Annotated in this window: 24 protein-coding genes; 14 read left to right on the top strand and 10 right to left on the bottom strand. The window is 67.8% G+C overall.

Annotated features, from left to right (window positions below):
• A partial coding sequence (locus IMZ29_RS17520) for a type II secretion system protein N (RefSeq protein ID WP_216186486.1) occupies positions 1-385 on the top strand: 385 nt, incomplete at its 5' end.
• A gap of 70 nt (positions 386-455) precedes the next feature.
• Here IMZ29_RS17520 and gspF read toward each other — a convergent pair.
• Together gspF and smpB are read right to left on the bottom strand one after the other, a co-directional pair.
• The gene (gspF, locus tag IMZ29_RS17515; RefSeq protein ID WP_216186484.1) at positions 456-1,667 is read right to left on the bottom strand and encodes a type II secretion system inner membrane protein GspF; all 1,212 of its coding nucleotides are present in this window, start codon (positions 1,665-1,667) and stop codon (positions 456-458) included.
• A gap of 16 nt (positions 1,668-1,683) precedes the next feature.
• Entirely contained in the window at positions 1,684-2,133 is a 450-nt protein-coding gene (gene smpB / locus IMZ29_RS17510; RefSeq protein WP_216186482.1) for an SsrA-binding protein SmpB, read from the bottom strand.
• 53 nt (positions 2,134-2,186) lie between these two features.
• Between smpB and IMZ29_RS17505 the strand changes: the two genes are divergently transcribed.
• Both IMZ29_RS17505 and IMZ29_RS17500 read left to right on the top strand, forming a co-directional pair.
• Positions 2,187-2,636 carry a type II toxin-antitoxin system RatA family toxin gene (locus tag IMZ29_RS17505; RefSeq protein WP_216186480.1) on the top strand — a complete coding sequence of 150 codons (450 nt, stop codon included), beginning with the start codon at positions 2,187-2,189 and terminating at the stop codon, positions 2,634-2,636.
• Positions 2,623-2,946 (top strand): RnfH family protein, encoded by a 324-nt coding sequence (locus IMZ29_RS17500; protein ID WP_216186478.1) that lies wholly within the window; start codon positions 2,623-2,625, stop codon positions 2,944-2,946. The genes IMZ29_RS17505 and IMZ29_RS17500 overlap by 14 nt, the downstream gene beginning before the upstream one ends.
• A 4-nt stretch (positions 2,947-2,950) precedes the next feature.
• On the opposite strand, the gene IMZ29_RS17495 is transcribed toward IMZ29_RS17500, so the two are convergent.
• Complete coding sequence (locus IMZ29_RS17495; protein ID WP_216186476.1) at positions 2,951-3,910, bottom strand: hypothetical protein; 960 nt, start codon at positions 3,908-3,910, stop codon at positions 2,951-2,953.
• A gap of 195 nt (positions 3,911-4,105) precedes the next feature.
• Between IMZ29_RS17495 and guaB the strand changes: the two genes are divergently transcribed.
• Genes guaB through IMZ29_RS17470 form a run of 5 tightly spaced genes read left to right on the top strand, consistent with a single transcriptional unit; the run spans position 4,106 to position 8,547 of the window.
• Positions 4,106-5,566: an IMP dehydrogenase gene (guaB, locus tag IMZ29_RS17490; RefSeq protein WP_216186474.1), complete on the top strand. Its 1,461-nt coding sequence runs from the start codon at positions 4,106-4,108 to the stop codon at positions 5,564-5,566.
• Positions 5,567-5,582: 16 nt separating this feature from the next.
• Positions 5,583-5,969: a diacylglycerol kinase gene (locus IMZ29_RS17485; RefSeq protein WP_216186472.1), complete on the top strand. Its 387-nt coding sequence runs from the start codon at positions 5,583-5,585 to the stop codon at positions 5,967-5,969.
• A 52-nt stretch (positions 5,970-6,021) separates the two neighbouring features.
• Positions 6,022-7,095 carry a helix-turn-helix transcriptional regulator gene (locus tag IMZ29_RS17480; RefSeq protein WP_216186470.1) on the top strand — a complete coding sequence of 358 codons (1,074 nt, stop codon included), beginning with the start codon at positions 6,022-6,024 and terminating at the stop codon, positions 7,093-7,095.
• Between the two features lie 24 nt (positions 7,096-7,119).
• Positions 7,120-7,509 carry a RidA family protein gene (locus IMZ29_RS17475; protein ID WP_216186468.1) on the top strand — a complete coding sequence of 130 codons (390 nt, stop codon included), beginning with the start codon at positions 7,120-7,122 and terminating at the stop codon, positions 7,507-7,509.
• A 33-nt stretch (positions 7,510-7,542) separates the two neighbouring features.
• Positions 7,543-8,547 (top strand): threonine ammonia-lyase, encoded by a 1,005-nt coding sequence (locus IMZ29_RS17470; RefSeq protein WP_216186466.1) that lies wholly within the window; start codon positions 7,543-7,545, stop codon positions 8,545-8,547.
• A 122-nt stretch (positions 8,548-8,669) separates the two neighbouring features.
• On the opposite strand, the gene IMZ29_RS17465 is transcribed toward IMZ29_RS17470, so the two are convergent.
• The 3 genes from IMZ29_RS17465 to IMZ29_RS17455 all read right to left on the bottom strand — a co-directional run bounded on the left by IMZ29_RS17465 (position 8,670) and on the right by IMZ29_RS17455 (position 11,458).
• On the bottom strand, positions 8,670-9,776 hold the full coding sequence (locus IMZ29_RS17465; protein ID WP_216186464.1) for a DUF2817 domain-containing protein: 1,107 nt from the start codon (positions 9,774-9,776) through the stop codon (positions 8,670-8,672).
• A gap of 4 nt (positions 9,777-9,780) precedes the next feature.
• Complete coding sequence (locus tag IMZ29_RS17460) at positions 9,781-10,755, bottom strand: tripartite tricarboxylate transporter substrate-binding protein (RefSeq protein WP_216186462.1); 975 nt, start codon at positions 10,753-10,755, stop codon at positions 9,781-9,783.
• Positions 10,756-10,906: 151 nt separating this feature from the next.
• On the bottom strand, positions 10,907-11,458 hold the full coding sequence (locus IMZ29_RS17455; protein ID WP_216186460.1) for a hypothetical protein: 552 nt from the start codon (positions 11,456-11,458) through the stop codon (positions 10,907-10,909).
• A 248-nt stretch (positions 11,459-11,706) separates the two neighbouring features.
• Here IMZ29_RS17455 and IMZ29_RS17450 point away from each other — a divergent pair, with 248 nt between their 5' ends.
• Together IMZ29_RS17450 and IMZ29_RS17445 are read left to right on the top strand one after the other, a co-directional pair.
• The gene (locus IMZ29_RS17450) at positions 11,707-12,225 is read left to right on the top strand and encodes a hypothetical protein (protein ID WP_216186458.1); all 519 of its coding nucleotides are present in this window, start codon (positions 11,707-11,709) and stop codon (positions 12,223-12,225) included.
• Complete coding sequence (locus IMZ29_RS17445) at positions 12,225-13,190, top strand: hypothetical protein (protein WP_216186456.1); 966 nt, start codon at positions 12,225-12,227, stop codon at positions 13,188-13,190. The genes IMZ29_RS17450 and IMZ29_RS17445 overlap by 1 nt, the downstream gene beginning before the upstream one ends.
• Positions 13,191-13,292: 102 nt before the next feature.
• On the opposite strand, the gene IMZ29_RS17440 is transcribed toward IMZ29_RS17445, so the two are convergent.
• The 3 genes from IMZ29_RS17440 to IMZ29_RS17430 all read right to left on the bottom strand — a co-directional run bounded on the left by IMZ29_RS17440 (position 13,293) and on the right by IMZ29_RS17430 (position 16,385).
• The gene (locus IMZ29_RS17440) at positions 13,293-14,096 is read right to left on the bottom strand and encodes a hypothetical protein (RefSeq protein WP_216186454.1); all 804 of its coding nucleotides are present in this window, start codon (positions 14,094-14,096) and stop codon (positions 13,293-13,295) included.
• Between the two features lie 169 nt (positions 14,097-14,265).
• Entirely contained in the window at positions 14,266-15,390 is a 1,125-nt protein-coding gene (locus IMZ29_RS17435) for a CoA transferase (protein WP_216186452.1), read from the bottom strand.
• Positions 15,387-16,385, bottom strand: a complete 999-nt coding sequence (locus IMZ29_RS17430) for a Bug family tripartite tricarboxylate transporter substrate binding protein (RefSeq protein WP_216186449.1) — start codon at positions 16,383-16,385, stop codon at positions 15,387-15,389. Before IMZ29_RS17430 ends, IMZ29_RS17435 begins: the two co-directional genes overlap by 4 nt.
• A 180-nt stretch (positions 16,386-16,565) precedes the next feature.
• Here IMZ29_RS17430 and IMZ29_RS17425 point away from each other — a divergent pair, with 180 nt between their 5' ends.
• The 4 genes from IMZ29_RS17425 (at position 16,566) to guaA (ending at position 20,385) form a co-directional block, all read left to right on the top strand.
• Positions 16,566-17,522, top strand: a complete 957-nt coding sequence (locus tag IMZ29_RS17425) for a LysR family transcriptional regulator (RefSeq protein ID WP_216186447.1) — start codon at positions 16,566-16,568, stop codon at positions 17,520-17,522.
• Positions 17,523-17,586: 64 nt separating this feature from the next.
• Positions 17,587-17,913, top strand: coding sequence for a hypothetical protein (locus IMZ29_RS17420; protein ID WP_216186445.1), 327 nt, complete (start codon positions 17,587-17,589; stop codon positions 17,911-17,913).
• Positions 17,914-17,924: 11 nt separating this feature from the next.
• Positions 17,925-18,728 (top strand): hypothetical protein, encoded by an 804-nt coding sequence (locus IMZ29_RS17415; protein WP_216186443.1) that lies wholly within the window; start codon positions 17,925-17,927, stop codon positions 18,726-18,728.
• Between the two features lie 64 nt (positions 18,729-18,792).
• Entirely contained in the window at positions 18,793-20,385 is a 1,593-nt protein-coding gene (gene guaA, locus IMZ29_RS17410) for a glutamine-hydrolyzing GMP synthase (protein ID WP_216186441.1), read from the top strand.
• An 81-nt stretch (positions 20,386-20,466) separates the two neighbouring features.
• Here the strand turns inward: guaA and IMZ29_RS17405 are convergent, their stop codons facing one another.
• Positions 20,467-20,628, bottom strand: a complete 162-nt coding sequence (locus IMZ29_RS17405; RefSeq protein WP_198654994.1) for a hypothetical protein — start codon at positions 20,626-20,628, stop codon at positions 20,467-20,469.
• Positions 20,629-20,682 lie beyond the last annotated feature (54 nt).

The following is a 20,682-nucleotide window of genomic DNA, read 5'->3' as shown; positions in this document are numbered from 1 at the left end:
CACCGTGAGTTACTCGCTGGCGCGCCTGCGCGAATTGCTGGACGATCCGCTCTTCGTGCGCGGTGCGGACGGCATGCGCCGCGAGCGCGCCCGTGGCGGCGACACCGGCCCTGTGTCGGCATGGTTTGGCGCCGGCCCTGCCGTTCGTGTGAAAGTGGCCTCCAGCGGTCTCATCGCAGCCGGCGCGCGCAGCTCGGCGATTCTGTCGGTGGATGGCGGGCGCGCGAAGACCTATGGCGTGGGAGACGCGCTGGCCAATGATCTGGTGCTGGATGCCGTGCGCGGCGATGGCGTCGTGATCCGCCAGGGCGGGCAGACGAGCTTCATCGAAGTGCCGCGGCTGCCGCCACCCACCGGCATCACGACAGTGGGCTCGACCCGTTGAACCTGACGCCCGCGCAGGGCAAGACGGGCGCGGCCTGCGTCGGGCCGTCACGGCGCTTCGAACGATGTGCCTACTGCACCAGCTGGTTGATCTCGATGATCGGCAGCAGCACGGCCAGCACGATCAGTAGCACGAAGCCGCCCATCACCAGAATCAGCAAGGGTTCGAGCAAGGCCGTCATGGCCATGGCGCGGCGCTCCAGCTCGCGCGACAGTGTCTGCGCCGCACGGGTCAGCAGCTCAGGCAGGGTGCCCGTCTTCTCGCCGCTCGCCGTCAGGTGCACGAGCAGGGGTGGAAAGCTCTTCTGCGCCTTCAGGGCCTGAGACAGCGACGCGCCCTCGCGCACGCGGCCCGTGGCGTCGGCCACATCCGCGCGCAGCTTGTCGTTGGACAGCGTCTGACGCGCGGCATCGAGCGAGCGCAGCAGCGGCACGCCACTGCCGGTCAGGATCGCCAGCGTCGAGGAAAAGCGCGCCGCGTTCATGCCCAGCGAGAAGCGGCCTGCCACCGGCAGGCGCAGCACGCGCCGATGCCACGCGAGGCGGGTGGCGGGATTGCGCAGCGACCAGCGCCACGTCGCAAACCCGACGGCCACGAGGGCAAAGGCCCACAGCCCCCATTCGCGCACGGCGTTGCTCAGGGCCAGCATGGCGCGGGTCAGCCAGGGCAGTTCCTGCTGCGCCTGCGAGAACGCGCTCACCACCTGGGGTACCACGTAGCCCAGGAGGAAGACGACGATGAGCACTGACACGATGCTCACGACGCCGGGGTAGATGAAGGCCGTCATCACCTTCGTCTGCAGGGTGTTGCGCTCTTCGATGTAGTCCGCGAGCTTTTCCATCACCTGGGCCAGGTCGCCGGATTCCTCGCCGGCGGCCACGAGGGCCCGGTAGATCTCGGGGAAGTCGCGCGGCCGTTCGGCGAGCGCATCGGCCAGGCGCTGCCCGGCGCGCACGTCGGCGCGCACGGCCGAGAGCACTTCGCGCACGTGGCGACGTTCGGCCTGGTCGGCGGTGGCGGTGAGCGCCTCATCCAGCGGCAACCGGGCGGCCAGCAGGCTTGCCAGCTGGCGCGTGGCCCAGGCGAGTTCTGCATCCGTCAGTTTGGGCGCGAACAAGCCCGCGCGAGGGCTGCCACGCGTACCGGCGGCGATCTCCACCGCCAGCGGCGTGAGCCCGCGCGAGCGCAACTGGCCGCGCGCCCCGCGGGCGGTGTCGGCTTCGATCAGGCCACGTTCGATACGACCCGTGGCGTCGGCGGCCTCGAAACGAAAGGACGGCATCGGGCGAAGCCGCGCGTCAGCGCGCGCTGGACTTCATGATGCGCTGATGCTCGCGCTGCCAATCCTTCTCGCGCGCCGTATCCCGCTTGTCATGGAGCTTCTTGCCGCGGGCCAGCGCCATCTCGAGCTTGATGCGGCCGTTCTTGTAGTGCAGATTGATCGGCACCATGGTGTGACCGCGCTGCTCGACCTTGCCGATGAGCTTGCGGATCTCCTCGGCCTTGAGCAGCAGCTTGCGCGTGCGCGTGGCATCCGGGCGCACGTGGGTGGACGCCGTGGGCAGGGCGCTGATGTGCATGCCCAGGATGTAGAGCTCGGCATTGCGCACGATGATGTGCGCTTCCTTGAGCTGCACACGCCCGTCGCGGATGGCCTTGACCTCCCAGCCTTCCAGCACGAGCCCGGCCTCGAAACGGTCTTCAATGAAGTAATCGTGAAAGGCTTTGCGATTGTCGATGATGCTCATGGTTGCCAAGCCGGTAAAATCGTCCGATTCTACCCTTTGGATCTGTCCGTCGTATGCACAACGTGAAACGGTCGGTGCTCGTGCCGTATTCCCCCGAGCGCATGTTCGATCTCGTGGCGGATGTGGCCCGGTATCCCGAGTTCATGCCCTGGTGTGGCGGCGCCACCGTGCTGGAGCAAACCGACACCAGCATGCGGGCCTCCATCACGATCAGTCTGGCCGGCTTGAAGCAATCCTTCACCACCCAGAACACCCATGATTACCCGCGCAGCATCCATCTGTCGCTGGTCGATGGCCCGTTCTCGGCGCTCGAAGGCCATTGGGAATTCCAGCCCCTGGGCGAGGCGGGTGACGCCTGCAAGGTGTTGTTCACGCTGGAGTACGCGTTCTCTAGCCGCACGCTGGAAATGCTCGTGGGCCCGGTCTTCAATCGCGTGGCGAGCAGCTTCATCGACGCCTTCAGCCAGCGCGCCGATGCGTTGTACGGCAATGACAGCGCCTGAGCCCGGCCTGCAAGTCGAAGTCTGTTATGTGCAGCCGGACGCGGCCTGGCTGTGCCCGCTCGTGCTCGACGCGGGTGCCACTGTGGCCGACGCGATCGCCGCGAGCGGCTTCGTCCAGGTGTTTCCTGGCGTGGATCCGTTTGCCCATGGCGTGAGCGTGTACGGCGTGTTGCGCGGGCCGGAGCACGTGCTCGTCGCGGAAGACCGCGTCGAGATCCTGCGCCCGCTACGATTCGATCCCATGGAGTCGCGCCGCCGCCGCGCGGAGCACAAGGCGACGAATACGCCGGGCCCGCGCGGGCGCCGCTAGCGGCTCAGGCCGCTGGCGCCGTGGCCCGGTCAAGACCGCGCCACCCGCGCGCGATCACCCAGGCCGTGACGGCATACGTCACCAGCAGCAAGATCAAGCCGTCCACGTGCAGCAGGGCGGGCAGGCCGTCCAGGATCGGCGCTGCCGCTCTTGGTGCCGCGACGAGCGCGATGCCCGTCAGCGCAATCGTGCCGGTGGCGTAGGCGACGAGTCGGATGCTGCGGCGCCGGAATCGCCCGGGCACGCAGAGCACGCTGCCGATCAGCGCTACCGCACACAAGATCGTGACAGTCATGCTCGCCACGCTCAGCGTGGAAAAGAAGGGGGCGGGTAGGGCCAGCTCGCGCGCGCCGTACACGGCGGCGGGCAGCACGAGCCCCAGCGTGAGCGCGCCGGTCAGCGCCACGAGTCGCGCTGCCCAGTCTTTCGGGCGCAGCGTCCAGACGCCCGCGCCCACGAGCAGCGCGAAGAGGCCGCCCGCCAGTTGCCACCAGAAGCGCATCGGCAAGCTGTTCAGCGGTCGACTCTCGGACGGGCTCACCGTGTGCGCCACGCGCGCGCCCTCGGGTAGCGTGAGATACACCGCCACCGCAGGCTGCGCGAGCAGTTCGGCGAGCTCGGACTGGCGCTCGTAGAAGCGCTGGCGCGCCGCCGCGCTGGCGAGCATGCCCGGATCCTGGCGGATGTCCGCCATCTCCACCTGCGTGTGGCAGCCATCGCACCGACGCATCGGCACCCCCACGCCCTGCAGCCGGGCTGGTGTCGTCATGCCGTCGGCGGGCCCGCGGGCCTGGGTGACCCACACCGCGCCAGTGGCATCCGGCACGAGCGTCAGGCCAAGCCAGGGCGCCTTCAGGGCATACCCGACCGCCAACGTACAGGCGAGAAGTCCGATCAGCGCAACGACCAGAAGCCGCAGGGCGGCGGAAACCGAGGGAAGGGGAACGCGGCGGGGGGCGACCATGTCAGCCTGGCGAGGAAGGGGAACGCTTGAGCAGGCATTCTGGCATGACCTCGTCAAACTCGGAAGCATGATGTTTCAAACGGATCGGAGCTCGACAGTACCGTGGCTCGCGCGCCACGCCGCCGCGTTCGTCACCCGCTGGAAGCGGGCGGTGCGCTTGCGTATAATTCGGCTTTGCGCCCAGAGATTTTCCTCATGCGTCTCGTCAAACAAGCACTCACATTCGATGATGTGCTGCTGGTCCCGGCTTATTCCGACATTCTGCCGCGCGACACCAGTCTCGCCACCAAGCTCACCCGCGACATCGTCCTGAACATCCCGCTCGTGTCCGCTGCCATGGACACGGTCACCGAAGGCCGCCTGGCCATCGCGATGGCCCAGGAAGGCGGCATCGGCATCATCCACAAGAATCTCACTGCCGACGAACAGGCCCGCGAAGTCTCGCTGGTCAAGCGTTTCGAATCCGGCGTGGTGGGCGATCCCGTCACCGTGTCGCCCGACATGACCGTGCGCGATGCGCTCGCGCTGCAACGCCAGCACGGCATCTCCGGCCTGCCGGTCGTGCAGGGCCGCCAGGTGGTGGGCATCATCACCAACCGCGACCTGCGCTTCGAAGACCGCCTGGATGCGCCGCTCTCGAGCGTCATGACCCCGCGCGATCGCCTGGTCACCGTGCGCGAAGGCGCCACGCCCGAGGAAGCCCAGACGCTGATGCACAAGCACCGCCTGGAGCGCGTGCTCGTCGTCAATGATGCCTTCGAGCTGCGCGGCCTGATGACCGTCAAGGACATCACGAAGAACACCGAGCGCCCCAACGCCTGCCGCGATGCCCAGGGCAAGCTGCGCGTGGGTGCGGCCGTCGGCGTGGGTGACGGCACCGAAGAGCGTGTGGAGAAGCTCGTCGCCGCCGGCGTGGACGTCATCGTCGTCGATACGGCGCATGGCCACACCCGGGGCGTGATCGAGCGCGTGCGCTGGGTCAAGCAGAATTACCCGCAGGTGCAGGTCGTGGGCGGCAACATCGCCACCGGCGCCGCCGCGCTGGCGCTGGTCGAAGCCGGCGCCGACGGCGTGAAGGTCGGTATCGGCCCGGGCTCCATCTGCACCACGCGCGTGGTGGCCGGTGTGGGCGTGCCGCAGATCTCCGCGATCTCGGACGTGGCTGCCGCGCTCGAAGGCACCGGCGTGCCGCTGATTGCCGACGGTGGCGTGCGTTTTTCAGGGGACGTTGCCAAGGCCCTCGTGGCCGGTGCACACACCGTCATGATGGGCGGCATGTTCGCCGGTACCGAAGAAGCCCCGGGCGAAGTCGTGCTGTACCAGGGCCGTTCGTACAAGTCCTACCGCGGCATGGGCAGCCTGGGCGCGATGACCGAAGGCTCGGCCGATCGCTACTTCCAGGATCCGGCCAACAACGCCGACAAGCTCGTGCCGGAAGGCATCGAAGGCCGCGTGCCCTACAAGGGCAGCGTGCACGCGATCATCTTCCAGCTGGTGGGTGGCGTGCGGGCCTCGATGGGCTATTGCGGTTGCCCCACCATCGAAGACATGCGCACCCGTCCGGAATTCGTCCAGATCACCGCCGCCGGCATGCGCGAATCGCACGTGCACGACGTGCAGATCACGGAAGAAGCCCCGAACTACCGCGCCGGCTGATCGCCGTCGGCGTGCCATGGAGCCCACGTCCTCGCCCTTCAAGAGCGTGCGTGGTGTGCGCCGGGTGTTCAATGCCTGGCGCTACTCCATGCAAGGCCTCGCTGCCGCCACGCGGCACGAGGCCGCCTTCCGCCAGGAATTGCTGCTCGCCGCGGTGCTCGTGCCCGCGGCGTTCTTCGTTGGGCGCTCGCTCATCGAAATCCTGCTGCTCCTGGGCACCGTCTTCGTGGTGCTCATCGCCGAGCTCCTCAATTCCGCGCTGGAAACCCTCGCCGACGCCGTGTCGGTCGAGCACCATCCGCTGATTGGTCGCGCCAAGGACATCGGCAGCGCCGCCGTGTGGTTGTCGCTGGCCCTGCTCACGCTGGTGTGGGCGGCCGTGCTGTGGGATCGGTTCGTCTAGGCGAATCGCCGCCGATGGGTTCATACTCCCGTCATCTTTGGGAGTCACGGCCATGATGCAACCCGCGAGCGACAAGACGCGCACACACGTGGCAGCGGCGCCACCGCTGGATTACCGCATTGTTCAAGACACCCGCGCAGGCGCACGCCGCATGGTGCGGGCGCGCTCGCCCCAGCCCGGCGTGAGCGGCGAGCGGGCCTATCTGCACGTGGGCACGGACATGTCCGTGAGCGCGTCAGACATGCGTCGCGCCGAGCCCGGCAGCGAGACGATCACGGTGGGCGATGTGCTCAAAGTGCATGTGCGGCTCTCCGGCGCCAGCCGGGTGGGCGTGGGCGCGACGTCCTCCTTGCCGGTGGGCATGGCCAGTTGCTCGGCCATCATCCATCCGGATGGCGAACGCAAGATCGAGCATTTCGGGGCAGACGTCGTCGAGCAATCCGTGACGGTGGCGTGCCGGCCGGATTGGCTGGCCAACGAGCTCGGCCTGGCGGATACGCCCGCGCCGGCATCCATCACCCGCTTCATGGCGGGGCGCAAGGAAGGCTGGTTCAGTTTCGATGCGCCGCTGCACCCGGAGGCGCACCGCGCCGCACGTGCCATCTTGACCGAGTTCGCCGGTGATGCGCCGGCATTGTTGATGGTGGAGGCGCGCGGCCTGGAGATCCTGGGGCATTTCTTCGGCCACCTGCGTCGCGCCGCCGACGGCGCGCCCGAGCCCGCCCTGCATCCGCGGGATCGTCGCCTGGCCGACAACGCGCGTGCCATCCTGGATGCGCGGGCGCTCACGCCGCCGTCCGTGTCTGCCCTGGCCCGTGAGGTCGGCACGCATCAGGCCAAGCTCATGCGCATCTTCAAGGCCACGCACGGGCGCACGATCAGCGATTATCTGGAGGCCGCCCGCATGGAACGCGCACGCGAGCTCCTGTGCGACGGGCATCACAGCATCACCGAAGTCGCCTTCGAGGCGGGCTATCAGCACCCTGCCAACTTCACCACCGCCTTCAAACGCTACTTCGGCATGCCGCCCAGCGCGCGCGCCGCGGGGCGAGGGGCGTCGCGCATAAGTGAAGCTGCCGTTGCGCAAAAGTCCCGGTGGGCGTGGCCACGCACCATGCGAAGGTGATTTCTTTCCTCTCGTGTGCCGCCCATGACAACGTCTTCTGAGTTCGATCCGTCCACGCCGTCTTCGCGCATCGTGCCGCACTTCTCCCGCACGCGGGATGCGGGCGATCTGGTCTTCGTGTCCGGCCAGCTGCCGTTCGATGCGAACCAGACGGTGATCGAAGGCGACGTGGCCGAGCAGACGCGCCAATGCCTGCGCAATATCGAAGCGAGCCTTGAGGCCACGGGCCTCACACTGGCGCACGTGGTCAAGACCACCGTGTGGCTCGCCCGCATCGAGGATTTCCTGCCGTTCAACGCGGCCTATGGTGCGGCCTTCCAGGGCGCCACGCTGCCCGCCCGCTCCACCGTGCGCGCCGATCTCATGGTGCCGGGTGCGCTCGTGGAGATCGAGGCCATCGCGCATCGCGGCTGAGTGCTGCCGCGCCATCTTTCATCGAGGATTCGCATGTCCACTGAACTTCCCTCGCTCGATCTGGGCGAGATCCGCCAGGTCGCGGCCACGCTGGCGCCGCATCTGGTGCGCACGCCGGTGACCCCGTTGCAGGGGCACACCCTGAACGCCCTGCTCGACCCGGCCACGCGCGTGCATCTGAAGCTCGAGCTCTTTCAGAAGACGGGCACCTTCAAGGCGCGTGGCGCATTGAACGTGGCGATGCAGCTGACCCCCGAGGCGCTGGCGCGTGGCGTGACCGCGGTGAGCGCGGGCAACCACGCCGTGGCGGCCGCCTTTGCGGCGCAGGCCGTGGGCGCCTCGGCCAAGGTGGTGGTGCAGCGCACCGCCAACCCGGCGCGTCTGGCCGCGGCGCGCGGCTACGGGGCCGAGATCGTCCTGGCCGACGACGGCACACAGGCCTTTGCCGAGATGGACCGCATCGTCAGCGAAGAGGGCCGCACGGCCATCCACCCCTTCGAAGGCCTGCACACGTCGCTCGGCACGGCCACCCTCGGCCTGGAGTTCATCGAGCAGGTGCCGGACATGGACGCCGTCATCATCGCCGTGGGCGGTGGCGGGCTGGCCAGCGGTGCGGCCGCCGCCATCAAGGAAGTGCATCCGGATTGCGCCGTGTATGGCGTGGAGCCCGTGGGCGCGGCCGTGATGCGGCTGAGTTTCGACCAGGGCGAGGCCATGCGCCTGCCCGAGCCGCCGCGCAGCGTGGCCGACAGCCTGGCACCGCCCATGACGCTGCCGATGTCGTATGGACTGTGCCGTCGGTATCTGACGGACGTGGTCACCGTCAGCGATGACGAGATCTGCCGCGCGCTGGCGGTGCTGTTCCGCGACGGCAAGCTGGCGGTGGAGCCCGCAGCGGCGGCGGCCCTGGCGGCGCTGCTGGGCCCGCTGCGCGAGACGCTGGCCGGCAAGAGGGTGGGGCTGGTGGTGTGCGGGGCCAACCTCGATCACGCAACCTATGCGGATCTGCTGGCCAAGGGCGAGGCGATGCTGGGTTGAGGTAGCCACCAGGGCAGATCAATCCTGCCCTGATGGGGCCAGACCGTCAGGACTGCGCCGGGCGAGTGACGGAGCTGACGGATCAGCAGCCGTAGGCCAGCCGTGTCCGTGATGCGTTGGCCTCAGGCGCGACTGCCCAGATCCCCCAGCGCCTGATCGATGAGGTGCTGCGAGCGCTCGAACACCGCGCGCCGCCATTGCGTGTCTTCGGGGTAGAAGAAACGCAGCACGGCCTGCCGGTACGGCTGCGAGACATGGTCTGCATCCGGCTTGGCCAACGTGTGGCGGTGGTCCGCCAGCAGGATCTCCAGCATGCGGTCCGGCGCGTACGTGCCGTATTCCAGCACCAGCGCCGTCACGTCCGCGTGCGCAAGAATGGCTTCGTAGCCCGGCGTGGTGTGGCCCGTCACCGGCACGAAGTCTTCCTCGCGGTCCGGCGTGAGCGGGGCCACCACCCATTCGCCGAACACGCGGCGCACGCGCGCCAGCGCCTCGCCCTGCTGCAGAGCCACCACGCAGCCGAAAGAATACGAGCCCAGGCCGGTGTGGTAATCGATCATTGTCACGTGCTCAGCCTGCGCCGCATGCTCGGCCAGGATGCGCTCCATCGTGACACGCGACCAGTTCTTGAACGTGCCGCCGAATCCCAGGCCATCCGGATGCTGGTACTGGCCTGCCATCAAGGCGCTGTAGAGGGCAGGGCTGCCGTGCTCGGCGCGGTAGCGATCCAGCGCGGCATCGGCCGCCGCCAGGGCGCCCGCGTCATGCGGGTCCACATTGGCATGCACGTGGAGCGGCGCATAGAGCGCCCCGGGTGGCAACGGGGCATCGAAATCGATGTAGTTCCGGCACAGATCGACGTTGTGCTCGGTGTAGCGCCGCAGATGCGCCGCGCCCCACGGATTGATCGCGTGGATGAGCAACACGGCCGTGTCGGGCGGCAGCGGCAGGCTCGCGCCGCCGCGCAGCAGGTAACCCGTCTGGCAGCCGGAGCCCGCCATCATCTCCGGTCCATGCACGCCGGAGGTCAGCACCAGCAGCCGCCGCGCGTTCATCGGGCCGATGCGCGCCACGTCCGTGAAGAGCGGCTCGCCCGCCGGCCCCGTCACCGTCTGCGCGTGCGATTGCACCGGCAGTTCTCGGATGGCGCAGGCCGCGAGGAACTTGGCGCGGGCCGTGGCGTAGTCGGGCGAGAAGTAGAAGTCCGTGGGCATCGTCGTCATGGTCATGCGTTCACTGCGCCTGGTAGCCCGATTCCTTCACGATCGGCCCCCAGTGCGCGAGCTCGTCGGCAATCGTCTGGCGCATGGCCTCCGGCGTGCTCGTCTCCGGGCGAAAGCCCATGGGCTCGAGCGTGGCCTGGATCTCCGGCATGGCCGCCACCTTGGCGATGGCGTCATTCATGCGCCCCACCAGGGCCGGGTCCGCGCCAGGCTTGGTGAAGAGGCCCACCCAGCCCGAGGCCTGCAGGCCCGGGTAGCCCAGCTCGCTGAACGTGGGTACATTCGGCAGCGTCTTCAGGCGAGTCTCGCCGGTGGTGGCCAGAATCTTCAGTCGGCCGTTCTCATGGTACTGGGTCAGTGAGCCCAAGGCATCGACCGCCGCGGGCACGTGGCCGCCCAGCAGATCCGACAGCAGCGGGGCGCCACCCTTGTAGGCCACGGGCTCCAGCGCAATGCCGTTTTGCTTGCCCACCGTGTAGCCGATGAAATGCGGGGCGCTGCCGGGGGCGGGGATGCCGTAGAGGCGATCCTTCTGGTTGGCACGGGCAGCCTTCAGATAGTCTGCCAGCGAATCCACCTTCAGGCTTGGCCCTGCGACCAGCACGTGCTCGAAGCTCGCCATCCGGCCGATCGGCTGGAAGTCCTTGACGGGGTCGTACGTAACCGACGGCACCGTGAGCGGCAGCGTCGTCATCATGTGGTTGTTGGCAAGGAGGAAGGTGGTCGTGTCGCGCGGGGCGGCAAGGAAGTTCTGCGCGGCGATCTGCCCACCCGCGCCCGCCTGGTTCTCCACCATCACGTTCGTGCCCAGCACCGTGCGCAGCTTCTCGGCATAGGCGCGCGCCACGGCGTCGGCCGTGCCGCCGGGCGGATAGCCCACCACGATGCGGATCGGCTGGGCTTGCGCCAGCGCCAGCCCGAACGGCGCCACGCTGGCGACACACAACACGGCCACGCGCGCGTGGCGAACGAGATTCTCGAGCATGGGGCATCCCTCAGGCAGCGCTCCCGGCGGCGCGACGGTGCCCGCCAGTAAAGACTCATTCAGTGTAGGGGTGCCCCCGCGCGCGCTGTTTTGCCTGGGAATGGCAAAAGCTTTGCGTGATGGTGCAGGTGAACGGTCGGGTTTGTGGCGTCTAACGCAACAACGCGCTCAACTGCGCCAGCCAGCCCTCGCCGGCAGCCACGGCCTCCTTGAAGGCCGCATCCGTGTTGCGCACTTCGCGATCCAGCAGGCGCACGTCATGGGTCGGGTTTGTGTCATTGTCGATCCACAAGCGCAGCTCTACACGGTGTACGGTATCCATGGGGACTTGTTCGCCGCGCGGGGAGGGTGGCGCGGCGGGCGCCGGCTGGCGCTCGCGCAGCGTGGCCAGCCGGGCCTGCGCGCCGTCGCGTGTCACCGTGCCGATGCGCTGGCCATCCTGGTAGAGATCCGCCCCCAGCACGCGGCTGGCTTCCACGCGCGTGGCAGGGCGGTTGGGCTGCAGCAGGCCCACCGCGCGGGCATTGGGATCCAGCGCCACGCCGGTGCCGCCGTCTGCGCCGAACAGCGTCAGCGCCGGGCTGAAGCCCTGCATGGCATCGAGCGAGGTTTGCAAGGCCGCCTCGCGCTTGGGCTCGTCGCGTTGCCAGACGAAGGCGCCCAGGGCGATGACGATGATGAGAGCGATGACGATGAAACCCATGGTGGCTCCAGGAGCGCCGAGAGACGGACAGTGTACGGCAGGGCCTGGTCAGGGCTTGACTACAATCGGCTCGGGTCCGGGCTGCGCACAGCGCTCGGCTGGCGCAGGATGGAACGTGGAGATTGACGATGTCGAGAGCCGGCTGGCGGCCATGTCTGAGGGTGCTGAGCGCGATCGTTTGCGCCGCGGTAGCGTTGCCCGTGGCCGCCAGTCGGCCCGCGCCGCTGGCGCCGCCGTCGGCGCCGGCAGTGGCGACGTCCGATCCTGTCCAGCGCGAACGCGATCATCTCCAGCTGTACACGCATTTCGCGGAGATCGCGCAGCGCAACCCCGCGGCCTTGAAGGCCATGATCGAAGCCGATGTGAGCTACGCCGCCATCGGCCCGTCGCAGTACCAGCGTCTCATGCAAGGTGAGGAGGCGCGTATCAGCCGTATCGTGCGCGTGACGGGCGCTGACGGTGAAGACGCCCGCGCCGACTGGCCGTATCCCCTTCGCCTCTCGGGGCAACGGGCGTTGGCGGCGGGCTGGTATCGGGTGCATGGGCGCGTGCGCCTGGATCCGCATACGCGAGATGAGGAAGGCTTGCCGATGACACGCATCCAACCGGACCACGACGGCGTGCTCGCCTGCACCCAGCCGGGCTGCGCGGAACGCGCGAATGCGCTCACGATGACGCGCGATCGCATCGGCGATCCGGAGTGGACGCCCGAGCGCGCGCAACAGGTGATCGCAGGTGCGCCGTCATCGTCGCGGGGCGTGCCGTGATGGCACGTCGCACGCGATTCCTGGCAGTGGCAGGCGGTGTCGTAGCGCTTGGCGTCGCGGCCTGGTTTGGCACCACCCATCTCGCCACGCAGCGCGCAGAGGCGGCGGTGATCGATCTGCTGCAACAGCGCGGCCTGCGCGATCATGTGCACTGGCGCAGCCTGTCGGCTACGCCATTGGGCAGCGTAACGCTGCGCGAGGTGACGGTGACTGGGCCCGATGCGGTCACGGCGCTCACCTTGGACGCGGTGACGATCTCGGACCTGCAACACCACGCCACGCAGTCGCGCGGCAGGCTCGGCTTGCGCGGCGTGTCAGCGCCTGACGGCAACAGCCCGCTGGCCGACTTGCCGCTGGTGCATGCCGGCGGCGTCGTCGCGTTGCCCCCCATGCACGCCGATGTGGCGTGGGACCTGGACCGCGTGCAGGGCGACGCCACGGTATCCGTCGCCATCGACCAGCCGGAGGCGTTACGTGCGGAGGCTGACGTGTCGATCGTGGGCCTCGCGCCCATCCTGGAAGCGTTGACCACCGGCGCCATCAGTCCCATGGATCCGGGCAGTGTGGGGCCCAAGGTCTGGATCGAGCTGGGCGGGCCGATCGGCCTGGTTCGGGGGCGTGTTGCGGTGACGGACCAGGGACACGTGACGCGCAGCCTGGCGCTGCACAAGCGCTACGCCTACGCGCTCGATGCCCAGGGCGCGAGCCCGGCGGAGCAGCGCGACGCCGCCTTTGCCCAGGCCGTACAGAAGGAGGAAGTGGACTGCCCCGCAGCGTTGGCGCAGTTTGGCGCGGAGGACAGCTGCAAGGCCATCCTGGCCTTCGTCAGCGGCCAGGAGAAGTCCTTGACGGTGCGGGCCGATCCGCCTGTCGTCGTGGTGCTGGGCCAGGCCTTGCCGCACTGGGCGTTTGGATCACGCCAGACCGTGATGCGGCAGCTCAACGTGACGACGAGCAACGACTGAGCGGTCCGAGGTGTGGGCCGCGATGAGCGAGCGCCGGAGCTGATGAGGGCGTTGGCCGAGCAGGCGAAGTGAGACCCGCACCTGCCCGTGCGACGCCGCCGATCAGACGCGCAAGCCCGCGCGCTCCACACGCGCAGTCAATAGCGTCTCCAGCAGGATCAACAGCAAGGGCGCGTCGAAGAGTGTGGTGTAGCTGTGCGTCACGATGCGTCCGTCGTGCAGTTTGAGCGTGATGCGCTCGCTCCAGCTCGAGACATCAATGGCCGCGATCGAGCCCAGATTGACGGTGGCATCCGGCAGCTCGATGCGATCGCGGCTCAGGCGCACCGTCTGCGTGGCCATCGTGGCGTAGTGCTTCACGCCCAGGCTGAAGATGCTCTTGAGCTTGCCGCCAGCGGAGAGTGTCTGAAACCCAAGTGTGTCGCCCGCTTCCAGCTGCCGGAGCAACACTGGCACGCGCGCCTCGTGATAGCCCGTCAAGAAGCGATCCAGGAACTTCAAATAGCCGCCCGTGCGCGCATCCAGGGCAGCCCACTCGGTCTCGCCGTCACGACGCCAGGCGAGGCCCACGGACATCCCGTAGCGGTAGAACTGGCAGGTTTCGCCAACGTCGGTGTAAAGCCACGTGGCGCCATCCGGCAGGCGCTGCACACCCAGCTCGCCTTGCACCCAGCGCTTGCGCCGCAGGTACAGCGCCAGGGCCATCGTCGCTAAGCCCATCACGCCCAATCCCACCATCACCGCCTGGATGAGAGCTGCCGCCTCGAGCGGCGCGCGATCCCGGACCGCGAACAGCAACCCAGCGGCGCCCAGGCACAGCGCACCGAGGAAGAAAGTGGCGACGCTGAGCATCGAGAGATTGACGTGGCGCCCGAGGATGGGCCCGAGGCGAGAGGTACTGGACATGCCAACGTTCCATGAATGAGGGGCCGGCATTATCGCCAGCCCCTCATCTGCTGCAAACCCAAATCCGTAACAGATTCATGCGGATTGTGGGTACATGGAAAGCGTCACTGATCCTCTCGTGTCAAAGCCGCAGCGGGTCCGATCCCGAGCCCGCTGTCTGACGTTCGCGCTAGCGTGTGTGCGGCGTCACCCGAAAGCCCAGCCCCGGCGACAGCACGGTCACGCCATCGCTCTCCAGCGCGGTCACGGGCAAGGCCGCTGCCGACACGGCATCCTTCGCGAAAGTGGCAATGTCTCTGAGCTTGGACACCGGCACGTTGCGCCGCATGAGCCGCGCTTCGAGCGCATCCCCCGTCTCACGGGCAAAAGCCTCGCGCAGCCGCGACTTGAGCGCCGCTGGGTCCTTGGCGCGCACGAAGCTCGGCTGGCCGCCCAGGGTGAGCGGCGGATCGAAGATGGCCGGGTCCGACATGGCGTCCTGCATGCCGAGCTCGTCCAGCAGGGCAGCCAGCTGCGGGGGCGTGTTGGCGCCCACGGCAATCCACCCGCCATCGGCGGTGGGGAAGAAATCCGCCGAAGGGCTTCCCGAGTAACCCTGGTTGCCCACGCGCGGCGGGTTGCCGCCTTCGGTCAGCGCCACGCAGGCAAAGGGGTACATCATCTGCATGGCCGCTGCCGTCATGGACACATCCAGGAAGCAGCCCACGCCGGTGCGATCGCGCTCGCGCAGCGCCGCCAGGATGGCGAACGCCGCCAGCACGCCCGTGGCCGAATCCACGCCCGGAAAGCCCGCCTTGATGGGCGGATCGCCTTCGGTGCCGGCCATGAAGGCCATGCCGGTGGCGGCCTGGATGACGTGATCGTAGGCGGGGCGCTGGCCCCAGGTGGGGCTGTGCCGGCCAAAGCCCGAGATCGCGCAGTAGATGATGCCCGGGTTCACCTCTTGGGCGGCCTCCAGTCCCAGGCCGAGGCTTTCCAGCACGCCGGGGCGCAGGTTGTCGACCAGCACGTCGGCTTCGCGCAGGAGGGCCTTGGCGCGCGCCAGATCCTCCGGCACCGCCAGGTCCAGATGCACGCAATCCTTGCCCGCGTTGAGCGCCACGAAGGGCGCCGGGCCCTTCTCGTTGTTGCGCATCACGTCGCCGCCGCGCGCGTTCTCCACCTTGGTCACCTGCGCGCCCAGCTGCGCCAGAAAGAGCGTGGCCAGAGGCCCCGCGATCACGTGCGAGAAGTCCAGCACGCGCACGCCGGTCAGTGGCGCAAAGCCGGCCGTTGGGTTCTGGAAGCTGCTCATTGGTCCACCTTGATGTCGTTGTCGCGAATGATGCGAGCGTACTTTTCCGTCTCGGCGCGCACGAAATCCTTGAAGGCCGCAGGCGAAGCCGTGGTGTCGATCACGAGTCCCGTCTTCTCATAGAAGTCCGCCTGATCCGGTTGCGCATACACCGCCTTGAAGGCCTTCTCGAGCTTGGCCGTGATGTCGTCCGGCAAGCCCTTGGGCGCCCAGATGCCGCTCCACGAATCCAGCGCCAAGTCCGTGCGCCCGAAGATCTCGTTCAGCGTGGGCACGTCTGGCAACTGGGCGCTGCGCTTTGCCGAGGTCACGGCCAACGCGCGCACCTTGCCGTCGGTCACGTGGGGCAGGGCGGTCGAGGCGGTGGGGAAGGCAAAGGCCGTGTCGCCCCGCAGCAGCGCGGGCACGATCTCCACCGAGCCGCGATACGGGATATGCACGGCCTTGATGCCCGCATTGGACGCGAACGCCGCGCCCGCCAGGTGCGCCGCGCTGCCGATCCCGCCCGAGCCGTAGTTCAACGGGTCCTTGGCCGTCTTGGCGGCCTCGATCAAGGCCTTCACATCCGTGTAGGGCGAGTCGCTGCGCACCACCAGCACCTGCGGCGAGAAGCCCGTGCGCACGATCTGCGTGAAGTCTTCCACCGGATCAAAGCTCAACGACGGCTGCAGGATCTTCTGCACCACCAGCGTGGAGGCGCCCAGCATCAGCGTGTAGCCATCGGCATGCGCGCGAAACAGATACTCGCCGGCCAGCATGCCGCCCGCACCCACCTTGTTCTCCACGACGACGTTGGCGTTCATCTCGCGCGCCAGTGCCTCGGCCGTACGCCGCGTCTGCACGTCCGGCCCGCCGCCGGGGGCGTAGGGCACGATCAGGCGGATGGGGCGGTCCGGGTAGGACGCGGCCATGGCGGGGGTGATGAGGAAGGCGGGCAGGGCGCAGGCCAGCGCGGTGAGCACCGTGCGCCGGCCAAGCTGACGGGATTGGGGCATGAAAGTCTGCTGATGATTGCAGATCGCACGCCGCATCGGCATGGGCTCCGGGGTGCCATCGTCTGTCGCGGCGGCTATCCCGGGGATGTCTGCATTGTTCGCCGTCAGGCCATCGCTGTAAATTATCCAGATCGGATTACGTGATCAGGATTGGTGATGGCAGAAGAAGGCAGCGCTTCCATGTCGCAGTCGCCAGAGGGGCCAGCGCCCGACGCCGCCCTGGGCAGCCCGCTCGAAAGGCTGCGCATTCGTCATCTGCGTTTGCTGTCGCTCATCGACACGCAGGGTTCATTGACCGCGGCCGCGCAGGCGCTGCACATCAGCCAGCCTGCCGCCACCGCCATGCTGCGCGAGCTGGAGCAGGCATTGGGCGCGACACTGATCACGCGTAGCGCCACCGGCAGCCACCTCACCCCCGCCGGCCGGATCGCGTGGCAGCGCCTGCAGCACGCCCTGGGCGCGCTGCGCCATGCCGCAGACGCCATCGCCGCTGCGCCGGATCTGCCCACCGTCCATCTCGGCATGGTGCCGGCCGCCGGTGTGGCCGTGGTGCCAAGGCTGGTGGGTGCTCTGACGCAGGCCGGACGCCTGCCCCGGCTGGTGCTGCATGAAGCCAACGTGCCCCGGCTGATCAACGGCCTGCTGCGCGGGGATATCGATTGCCTGATCGGCCGCCTGGATCCCAGCGACGCCTCGCCCGAGTTTCTGCGCGAGCTCGTCTCTGAAAACCTGTGGACTGAACAACTGGCCGTGGCTGCCGCCATCGATCACCCTTTGGCGAAGGCCGGCGCGCTGGACACCGCCGCCCTCTTGGCAGCCGACTGGATCGTGGCCCCGGCCGGCACGCGCATCCGGCAGCTCTTCGATCAGCGGTTTCACCAGGCCGGCGTGATGCCGCCCACGCCGCGCATCGAATCGTTCTCGCTGCACACCAATCTGTGCGTGGTGGCCGACAGCGCCTTGCTCACCATCGCCCCTTTCACGGCGGTGACGCATTACGCGGCGCGGGGCAGGGTGGTGCCGTTGGCGCTGACGGAGCCGTTCACACCAGGCGAGATGGTGTTCGTGCGCAGGCGCGGCGTGGCGCTGCCCGCCGTGGACGACATTGCCGCGGCCTTGCGCCAGACGCAGGGGTAGCGCCGGCAAGTGCCACTACACTGGCCTCGGTGCAACGACCACGTGTTCCGGGAGGCAATGCTGCATGACAGAAGACCCCAACGAGCGTCGCTGGGATGACGATCCCGACGCTGCCGCCTGGAAGGCGGGGCTTGACCACGAGGAAAGGCGCAACCGCCGACACATGCGCTGGGCCGTGCTGCTCTTTTTCGTCGTCTTCGGCGTGCTTGCCTGGGACAACGCCACCGATCGCACGCCGGCGATGCGCGCTCTCTATGCACTGCTGGTGGGGGGCGGCGCTGCCGCCTTTTTCGCCGGCATGTGCTGGTTGCTGGTGCACGGCTCACGATGGGCCGGCGAGCTCCCGTTTCGCATCCGACACCGGTGGCGCCAGCGCCGCGGCCGGCGCTGAGGGGAGATGTCGTGCCGCTAAGCGCGCTCGTGATGTCGCTGGGCTTGCCTGCCGCCGCCGTGGCGGGCGTGCTGTTCCTGCTGATGCCCGCCGTCTGGGGTAAGCGCGTGTGGCTGGCGGTGGCCGTGTTGGCCGTCACCTGGCATCTGGGCGGACAATCGAACGACACCGGGCAGGATCTCACGCCAGGGCCACTGTCGGGTTTCCTGCTGATCCCGGCCGTTGGCGCGCTGGTGGGCGGTGCCGTGGGCATCGCGCTGCGGGCAGCCAGACAGCCGGGCACGCTGCCCTCGCGCAGGGCCATAGACATCGGCGAGGCCCTGCTGGCGTTCGTCGCGGTGCTGCCCATCGGGCCCTTCGTGATTGCGGCGGCCAGCCTTGCGCTTGCCGGCAGTGCGCATCCGGTGGCCTGGCACATCGGCTTGCTGACTGCCGCCGCCGTGGTGGGCGGGCTTGCGTGCTGGCGCGGCAAACCGGTGCTGCGCGGTCTGGCCCTGGGCGTGGCGGTCTCGTGCGCCTGGGCCACCATCGATTCCCTGCGCTTGGAGGCCACCTTGCGCGCTTACCTGGAGACGGCGTACTTCGAGCCCGGCGCCCAGGCGTGTCTGGGCACGGGCCCCCAGGGCCGCGCACTCACCGACCAGCGCCCATTGATGACCCTGACCGTCGAGCGCCCGCTCATGCTGCGCACCACCGGCGAGCCCTTGATGGCCTCGCGTTACTGGTTCTTTGGCGAGCGTACCTTCGCCACCACCTCGCCCCCACCGCCGCTGCCCACCTGCGTACCGTCGTCCGGCCCACTGCTGCCTGAGTGAGGAGAATCCGCCCGCAAACCGTTAAAATGCCCGGTTTCCCAGACATTTTTCGGGCACCCACGCCATGCACGACCGCATCCTCATCCTCGACTACGGCTCACAGGTCACCCAATTGATCGCGCGCCGCGTGCGCGAGGCCCAGGTCTATTGCGAAATCCACCCCGGCGACGTCGACGACGCCTTCGTGCGTGACCAGGTGGCCCAGGGCGTCAAAGGCATCATCCTGTCTGGCGGCCACAACTCCGTGTACGCCGACGGCGCCGACGCCGTGCCCCACGCCGTGTTCGAAGCCGGCGTGCCCGTGCTGGGCATCTGCTACGGCATGCAAGCCATGGCCAAGCAGCTGGGCGGCGAAGTGAGCTTTTCCGACCACCGCGAATTCGGCTACGCCGAAGTGCGCGCCCAAGGCCACACCAAGCTCCTGAACGGCATCGAAGACTTCCGCAATGCCGAAAGCCACGGCATGCTGAAAGTGTGGATGAGCCACGGCGACAAGGTCTTGAAGCTGCCCGAAGGCTTCGTGCTCATGGCCAGCACCCCCTCGTGCCCCATCGCCGGCATGGCCGACGAATCCCGCGGCTTCTACGGCGTGCAATTCCACCCCGAAGTGACGCACACCATCCAGGGCCAGGCCATGCTCTCGCGCTTCGTGCACGAGATCTGCGCCTGCGCCCACGACTGGAACATGCCCGATTACGTGGACGAGGCCGTCGCCCGCATCCGCGAACAAGTCGGCAGCGACGAAGTGATCCTGGGCCTGTCCGGCGGCGTCGATTCGTCCGTGGCCGCCGCCCTGATCCACAAAGCCATCGGCGACCAGCTCACCTGCGTCTTCGTCGACCACGGCCTGCTGCGCCTGAACGAAGCCGAACAGGTCATGAAGACCTTCGCCGACAACATGGGCGTGAAGGTCATCCACGTCGATGCCAGCGAACAGTTCCTGGGCCACTTGGCCGGCGTCACCGACCCCGAAGCCAAGCGCAAGATCATCGGCCGCGAATTCGTGGAAGTGTTCCAGGCCCAAGCCGGAAAGCAGACCAGCGCCAAGTGGCTCGCCCAAGGCACCATCTACCCCGACGTGATCGAATCCGCTGGTGCCAAGACGGGTAAAGCGGTCAGCATCAAGTCCCATCATAATGTGGGCGGGTTGCCGGATACGCTGAACCTTCAATTGCTTGAGCCGCTGCGCGAGCTCTTCAAGGACGAAGTGCGCAAGCTGGGCGTAGCCCTGGGCCTCCCGCCGGACATGGTCTATCGTCACCCGTTCCCTGGCCCCGGCCTGGGCGTGCGCATCCTGGGTGAAGTGAAGCGCGAGTACGCCGACTTGCTGCGCCGGGCTGATGCGATCTTTATCGAAGAGCTGCGCAACACCAAGGATGAGGCTACCGGCAAGACCTGGTATGAGCTGACGTCACAGGCCTTTGCGGTGTTCCTGCCGGTGAAGTCGGTTGGGGTGATGGGGGATGGGCGGACGTATGACTACGTTGTGGCCTTGCGGGCTGTGGAGACGACCGACTTCATGACGGCGGGGTGGGCGGAGTTGCCTTACTCGCTGCTGGGGCGGGTGAGTGGGCGGATTATCAATGAGGTGCGGGGGATCAATCGGGTGGTGTATGACGTGAGTTCTAAGCCGCCTGCTACGATTGAGTGGGAGTGAAATCAGGTCCTTCGGGGACTATCGTCAGCTATCGAAAATATGTTGTAACGTATTGATTTATAAGGAGATACGTCACGGCAGCTATCGGTGGCTATCGCCGGCCAGCGGAACAGGTTGGCGGTAGAAGTGGCGGTAAGAACTGGAGGCCGGATTAAGACCGTCCCGTTCACTATTCAGACCAAAGCCGTCTTTGACGGTAAAAGTCTTCTCGGGAAAGCTGGTTTTATGCGGCTTTCCGAGCATCAGCAGGTCTCCTGGCCCCTGACGGTAAAAGCCGTCCAAAACTGGAGAAGAACC

The sequence above is a fragment of the Verticiella alkaliphila genome, assembly GCF_018904615.1.
Lineage (GTDB): Bacteria > Pseudomonadota > Gammaproteobacteria > Burkholderiales > Burkholderiaceae_B > Verticiella > Verticiella alkaliphila.
Note: the sequence above shows the minus strand (reverse complement) of the source record. Positions and strands in the feature narration are given on the sequence as shown.

Bases quoted from the DNA above. Each gene is read 5' to 3' on its own strand.
- gspF (WP_216186484.1), bottom strand. From the start codon at position 1,667: ATGCCGTCCTTTCGTTTCGAGGCCGCCGACGCCACGGGTCGTATCGAA.
- smpB (WP_216186482.1), bottom strand. From the start codon at position 2,133: ATGAGCATCATCGACAATCGCAAAGCCTTTCACGATTACTTCATTGAA.
- IMZ29_RS17505 (WP_216186480.1), top strand. From the start codon at position 2,187: ATGCACAACGTGAAACGGTCGGTGCTCGTGCCGTATTCCCCCGAGCGC.
- IMZ29_RS17500 (WP_216186478.1), top strand. From the start codon at position 2,623: ATGACAGCGCCTGAGCCCGGCCTGCAAGTCGAAGTCTGTTATGTGCAG.
- IMZ29_RS17495 (WP_216186476.1), bottom strand. From the start codon at position 3,910: ATGGTCGCCCCCCGCCGCGTTCCCCTTCCCTCGGTTTCCGCCGCCCTG.
- guaB (WP_216186474.1), top strand. From the start codon at position 4,106: ATGCGTCTCGTCAAACAAGCACTCACATTCGATGATGTGCTGCTGGTC.
- IMZ29_RS17485 (WP_216186472.1), top strand. From the start codon at position 5,583: ATGGAGCCCACGTCCTCGCCCTTCAAGAGCGTGCGTGGTGTGCGCCGG.
- IMZ29_RS17480 (WP_216186470.1), top strand. From the start codon at position 6,022: ATGATGCAACCCGCGAGCGACAAGACGCGCACACACGTGGCAGCGGCG.
- IMZ29_RS17475 (WP_216186468.1), top strand. From the start codon at position 7,120: ATGACAACGTCTTCTGAGTTCGATCCGTCCACGCCGTCTTCGCGCATC.
- IMZ29_RS17470 (WP_216186466.1), top strand. From the start codon at position 7,543: ATGTCCACTGAACTTCCCTCGCTCGATCTGGGCGAGATCCGCCAGGTC.
- IMZ29_RS17465 (WP_216186464.1), bottom strand. From the start codon at position 9,776: ATGACCATGACGACGATGCCCACGGACTTCTACTTCTCGCCCGACTAC.
- IMZ29_RS17460 (WP_216186462.1), bottom strand. From the start codon at position 10,755: ATGCTCGAGAATCTCGTTCGCCACGCGCGCGTGGCCGTGTTGTGTGTC.
- IMZ29_RS17455 (WP_216186460.1), bottom strand. From the start codon at position 11,458: ATGGGTTTCATCGTCATCGCTCTCATCATCGTCATCGCCCTGGGCGCC.
- IMZ29_RS17445 (WP_216186456.1), top strand. From the start codon at position 12,225: ATGGCACGTCGCACGCGATTCCTGGCAGTGGCAGGCGGTGTCGTAGCG.
- IMZ29_RS17440 (WP_216186454.1), bottom strand. From the start codon at position 14,096: ATGTCCAGTACCTCTCGCCTCGGGCCCATCCTCGGGCGCCACGTCAAT.
- IMZ29_RS17435 (WP_216186452.1), bottom strand. From the start codon at position 15,390: ATGAGCAGCTTCCAGAACCCAACGGCCGGCTTTGCGCCACTGACCGGC.
- IMZ29_RS17430 (WP_216186449.1), bottom strand. From the start codon at position 16,385: ATGCCCCAATCCCGTCAGCTTGGCCGGCGCACGGTGCTCACCGCGCTG.
- IMZ29_RS17425 (WP_216186447.1), top strand. From the start codon at position 16,566: ATGTCGCAGTCGCCAGAGGGGCCAGCGCCCGACGCCGCCCTGGGCAGC.
- IMZ29_RS17420 (WP_216186445.1), top strand. From the start codon at position 17,587: ATGACAGAAGACCCCAACGAGCGTCGCTGGGATGACGATCCCGACGCT.
- guaA (WP_216186441.1), top strand. From the start codon at position 18,793: ATGCACGACCGCATCCTCATCCTCGACTACGGCTCACAGGTCACCCAA.
- IMZ29_RS17405 (WP_198654994.1), bottom strand. From the start codon at position 20,628: ATGCTCGGAAAGCCGCATAAAACCAGCTTTCCCGAGAAGACTTTTACC.